Here is a 5256-nt window from a genome sequence, read left to right as displayed (position 1 = left end):
TCCTGTGCCAAGGCAACCTCCCTTGAATGTGAAGTATTGGTATAACCATGCTCATTGTACGGTCCCAACGTGACGTAAAGCGGCGGAATCGTAAGAAAATGGACGGTTTCCGGGGCGAAACCCGAAAACCGTCCATACTGCATCCATATCGCGTCCGCAACGTGAGACGAACGCTACTCGCTCACATCCCAGCCGAGCAGGTCGTCGATCGTCTGACGGCGGATCATGACATGCGCGCCGGCCTCGCCGACGCCCACCACAGCCGGAATCAGCGCCTGGTTGTAGTTGCTGGCCATCGTGCGGCCGTACGCGCCGGTGACGGGCACCGCGAGGATGTCCCCGCGCCTGATGTCGGCCGGCAGACGCACCTCGTTGACGACGATGTCGCCTGATTCGCAGTGCATGCCGACCACACGGCACAGCTTGGTCTCGTCGGAGCCCTTGCGATTGGCGATCCGCGCGGTGTAGTCGGAGCCGTACAGCGCCGGACGGATGTTGTCGGACATGCCGCCGTCCACGGACACGTACACGCGTTCCGTCACCGGATTGCCGTCCTTGTCCTTGGCTTCGCCGGTCAGCTGCACCGGCTTGACGGTGCCCACGCGGTACAGCGTGACGCCGGTCGGGGCCACCGTCCAGCGGCCCGGCTCGAAGGAGATGACGGGGGCCGGCATGCCGAGCGCACGGTTCACGGTGTTGACCGCGTCGGCGAGCCTGCCGAGCTCCACGTCGATGTCCATGGAATCCTCGCCGTCGGTGTAGGCCACGGAGTAGCCGCCGCCCAGATCGACCTCCGGCAGGGTGTACGCGTCGGTGGCGTAGAAGGTCTTGCGCAGCAGCATCATGCGCTTGGCCGCCTGGATGAAGGCGTCGGCGTCATGGATGTTGGAGCCGATGTGCGAGTGCACGCCGACCAGTTCGAGCACGTCCTGACGGCGGTAGATGTCCTTGAGCACGGCGAGCGCCGGGCCGTCGGCCACCATGGTCATGGCGTCGGCAAGCTTGCGGTCGCCTTCGGAGACCTTCTCGTGGCTCAGATCGTACGGGTATTTGATGTCGTATTGGAGCTTACGTTCCGCATGACCGGCATGGGCGGCTTGATCGGCGGTATCCGCGGCGTTCTCGGCGTTCTCGCCCAGGCGCGCGTTCGATCCGGCCGGCGTCACGTCGGTCAGGTCGTCGAGCACGCCGAGTTTGGCGGCGTCGGCGCCGGCGGGCAGCAGGGCCACGCCGAACTTCTGGTCCTCATGCGCGGTGGACACGAATTCGTGGCCGCCGGCGTGGATGCCGGAGGTGACGCGCAGCATGACGCGGGCGCGCTTGCCAAGCCTCTTGGCGATGGCGGCGATGCGTTCCGGCTCGCCCGGCTCGTCGACGACGATCTTGTTGAAGCCCTGTTCGATGGCCAGTTCGATTTCCGCGTCGGACTTGTTGTTGCCGTGCAGCACGAGGCGGCGGCCGGGTACGCCGGCGGCGAGCGCGATGCGCATCTCGCCCATGGTGCAGGTGTCGATGAGCATGCCGGATTCGGTGACGATGCGGCAGATCTCCTTGCTCAGCAGCGCCTTGCCGGCGAAGCTGACATGGGTGACGGTGTTGTTGAACGCGGTGGCGGCGGAATGGACGAATTTCGTGGCGCGGGCACGCACGTCATCGGTGTCGATGACGTAGAGCGGGGAGCCGAATTCGTCGAGCAGGCTTGCCGCGGTGCGGCCGTGGATGGTGATTTCGCCTTCGTCGTTCACGGCCGAGCCGGCCGGCCAGATTGGAGTGACAGGCATGGTTTGCGCTCTCTCCTTCCGGTCACATCTTGTCGGGGGCGGTGACGCCGAGCAGGTCGAGACCTTCGGCGATGACCGTCCTCACGGCGTCGTTGAGCTTCAGTCGTGCGGCGGCACGCGCCGGTTCCGGAGCCTTGGCGATGCGGATGGCGTCGGCCTGTTCGCCGCGCGCCTCCGGGTCGGTGAGCTCCATCGGCACTACGCGTTCCACGTTGTACCACTTGTGGTACGTGGCGGCGAGGTCCTCCAGGTAGTGTGCGACGCGGTGCGGGGCGCGCAGGTCGCCGGCTTCGCGCAGCAGGGCCGGCCACTGGGCGAGCGCGGCGAGCACCTCGCCGTCGGCGGGGGTGTCGAGCAGGCTCACGTCGGCGCCTTCGTAGGTGATGCCCGCGGCGGCCGCGTTGCGGTCCACGTTGCAGGAGCGTGCGTGCGCGTACTGCACGTAGTACACCGGGTTCTCGTTGGAATGGGAGGACAGCAGGTTCAGGTCGATGTCCACCGGGGAGTTGTAGTCGGTGCGCGCCAGCGAGTAGCGGGAGGCGTCCACGCCGATGGCGTCGGTCAGATCGTCGATGGTGACGACGTTGCCGGCTCGCTTGGACATGCGCACGGCCTTGCCGTCTTTCATCACGTTGACGAGCTGGCCGATGAGGATCTGCATGTTCTCGCCCGGCTTGTCGCCGAACGCCTCGCACATGGCCATCATGCGGCCGATGTAGCCGTGGTGGTCGGCGCCGAGCATGTAGATGGCGATGTCGGCCGGGTTCACGTCGCGGTGGCGCTTGTTGCGGTAGTAGGCGATGTCGGCGGCGAAGTAGGCGTAGTTGCCGTCGGATTTGATGATCACGCGGTCCTTGTCGTCGCCGTGCTTGGTGGACGCGAACCAGGTGGCGCCGTCCTTTTCGAAGATGTCGCCGCGTTCGCGCAGGTCGGCGATGGCCTTGTCGACCTCGCCGTCGGAATAGAGGCTGTTCTCGTGGAACCACACGTCGAAGTTGACGCGGAAGTTCTTCATGGACTTCTGGATTTCGTCGAACATCATCGGCACGGCGCGCTTGCGGAACTCCTCGCGCTGTTCGGAATCGCCTTCGCCCAGCGGTTCGCCGTCCTTGTCGACGCCGCCGTCCACGCGCGGCAGGTTCAGGATGTCGACGCCGTCCGCCGTGGCCTCGTCGATCACGCGCTTGGCGATCTCGTCGATGTATGCGCCCTTGTAGCCGTCGATCGGCGTGGTCTCGCCGTGCGCGGCGGCCACGAGGGACTTGGCGAAGCGGTTGATCTGCTCGCCGTGATCGTTGAAGTAGTATTCGCGCACCACCTTGGCGCCGTTGGCTTCGAGCACGCGGGCCATGGAGTCGCCGACCGCGGCCCAGCGGGTGCCGCCGATGTGGATCGGACCGGTCGGGTTGGCGGAGACGAACTCGAGGTTCAGGGTCTTGCCGGACAGATGGTCGTTCTTGCCGTATGCGTCGCCGGCTTCGAGCACGGCGTCCACCACGGCCGCCGCGGAAGCGGAATCGAGCGTGATGTTGATGAAGCCGGGGCCCGCCACTTCGACGGACTTGATGCCGTCGGCCTTGGTGAGTTCCGCGGCGAACAGCTCCGCGAAGTCACGCGGCTTCATGCCGGCCTTCTTGGCCAGCTGCATGGCCGCGTTGGAGGCCCAATCGCCATGCGCGCGGTCCTTCGGACGCATGACGGCGAATTTTGCCTGCGGTGGGATCAGGTCGGAGGTCAGGGTGCCGGCCTTGCCTTCGGAAACAAGGGTGTTGGCAATGTTGAAAATCAGTTCACTAAGCGCTTCTGGACTCATTCCTCCAAGTCTACCGGGCGCACAGACAGATTCAGCGCTTCCGTCCATCCTTCCGGACGGGCTGCTGGACGTCCTGTCCGCCATGCCGTTTCGCACGCCAGGCCACGGACGCGTAATAGCCCGCGTAGCACAGCGCGACGAACGGAATCATGTACAGCAGCGTCGACCGTTGCGACGGATCACAGATCACCAGAACCAGCGCTCCGATGCACATCACGATCGCGGCGACCGGCACGAAAGGATAGCCGGGCGCACGGTATTTGAGCTCATCGGCCGTATGCCCCTGCGCAAGCCATTGACGACGGAATCGTATATGGCAGACGGAAACCGACATCCACACCACCAGCGTGGCCAGGCCGGAAATCGCCACCAATGCCAGATACACGGTCGAGGCGGCCACCACGGAAGACAGCAACGCCAGCAGGGAGCCGGCCATGCTGAACAGCACGGCGAACACGGGCACGCCATGGAAATTGGTTTTGGCGAGCACACGCGGAATCATGCCTTCCTGCGCCAGCGACCACACCATGCGAGAGCACACGTACAGGCCGGAATTCGCGGCGGACAGGACGGCCGTCAACACCACGAAATTCATGACGTCCCCGGCGAACGGCATGCCGATAGACTGGAACACCAACACGAACGGGCTCGTGTCCACGCCGGACTTGTGCCACGGAATCAAAGCTGCCATAACGCCGATCGAGCCGATGAAGAAAATAGCCAGACGCAGCACGGTGGTGTGCACGGCCTTCGGAATCGCCTTGGACGGATCCTTCGTCTCGCCGGCCGCGACGCCGACCACTTCCGTGCCGGAGAAGGCGAACACCACCGTGAGCAGGGTGGAGAAGATCGGCAGCACGCCGTTCGGCAGCCAGCCGTCGTTATAGAAGTTCTCGAACATCGGCGCATGGTCGTAGCCGGCGATCGGAATCGCGCCGAACATGGCCAGCAGGCCGATGACGATGAAAGCGATGATGGCGAACACCTTGATGGACGCGAACCAGAACTCCGATTCGCCGTACAGGCGCACCGACAGGATGTTGAGCAGGAACACGACCGCGATGAACGCAGCCGACCAGATCCAGGCGGGCGAATGCGGGAACCAGCGTTGCATCAGCAGGCCGGCAGCAGTGAATTCGGAGGCGAGCGCCACCGCCCAGTTGAGCCAGTACAGCACGGCGATGGTGAACGCGGTGCCGGGACCGATGAACTTCTTGGCGTACAGGTGGAAACTGCCGGCGTATGGCATGGCCACGGACAGTTCGCCGAGGCTCAGCATGATGAAGTAGACGAGCACGGAGCCGATGGCGTAGGCGATGATCGCGCCGAGGGGGCCGGCCTGGTGGATGGTGTAGCCGGAGCTTAGGAACAGACCGGTGCCGATGACGCCGCCGAGCGAGATCATTGTCAGATGGCGCGTCTCCATCTTGCGCTCCAATCCACCCTGTTCGTTGTTGGACTGCGGCTGCGCTTGCCGCGATCCATCCGCTTGCGGCTGCGGCTTTGCTTGCGGCGATTGCGGTTGCGCGTGCGATTCGGCCATGCTTGCTTCCGGCTCCTGTTGACTTTGGTTGGGTGCGGCGCGCACTTTGGTTGGCCGCACAATCGCAATACTATACGGCAGGCTCACGGCAATGCGCGCCTGTTCCGTCCGACGGCTGC

Annotated in this window: 3 protein-coding genes; all 3 read right to left on the bottom strand. The window is 64.6% G+C overall.

Translation table 11 applies throughout. From position 1 onward, the window contains the following. Positions 1 to 173: 173 nt before the first annotated feature. The 3 genes from ACR0P8_RS08530 to ACR0P8_RS08520 are packed head-to-tail and all read right to left on the bottom strand — an operon-like array spanning position 174 to position 5020. Positions 174 to 1781, bottom strand: coding sequence for a diaminopimelate decarboxylase family protein (locus ACR0P8_RS08530; protein WP_432624662.1), 1608 nt, complete (start codon positions 1779 to 1781; stop codon positions 174 to 176). Positions 1782 to 1803: 22 nt separating this feature from the next. Then, the gene (gene argS, locus ACR0P8_RS08525) at positions 1804 to 3594 is read right to left on the bottom strand and encodes an arginine--tRNA ligase (protein ID WP_432624661.1); all 1791 of its coding nucleotides are present in this window, start codon (positions 3592 to 3594) and stop codon (positions 1804 to 1806) included. A 31-nt stretch (positions 3595 to 3625) separates the two neighbouring features. Continuing rightward, the gene (locus tag ACR0P8_RS08520) at positions 3626 to 5020 is read right to left on the bottom strand and encodes an amino acid permease (RefSeq protein WP_432624663.1); all 1395 of its coding nucleotides are present in this window, start codon (positions 5018 to 5020) and stop codon (positions 3626 to 3628) included. Positions 5021 to 5256 lie beyond the last annotated feature (236 nt).

Origin of the sequence: Bifidobacterium sp., assembly GCF_050874245.1 — a bacterium.
Classification (GTDB): domain Bacteria; phylum Actinomycetota; class Actinomycetes; order Actinomycetales; family Bifidobacteriaceae; genus Bifidobacterium.
The sequence above is the reverse complement of the archived record's forward strand: the minus strand, read 5'-3'. Positions and strand labels throughout refer to the sequence as shown.

Coding starts and splice junctions, on each gene's coding strand:
- ACR0P8_RS08530 (WP_432624662.1), bottom strand. CDS start 1,781: ATGCCTGTCACTCCAATCTGGCCGGCCGGCTCGGCCGTGAACGACGAA.
- argS (WP_432624661.1), bottom strand. CDS start 3,594: ATGAGTCCAGAAGCGCTTAGTGAACTGATTTTCAACATTGCCAACACC.
- ACR0P8_RS08520 (WP_432624663.1), bottom strand. CDS start 5,020: ATGGAGACGCGCCATCTGACAATGATCTCGCTCGGCGGCGTCATCGGC.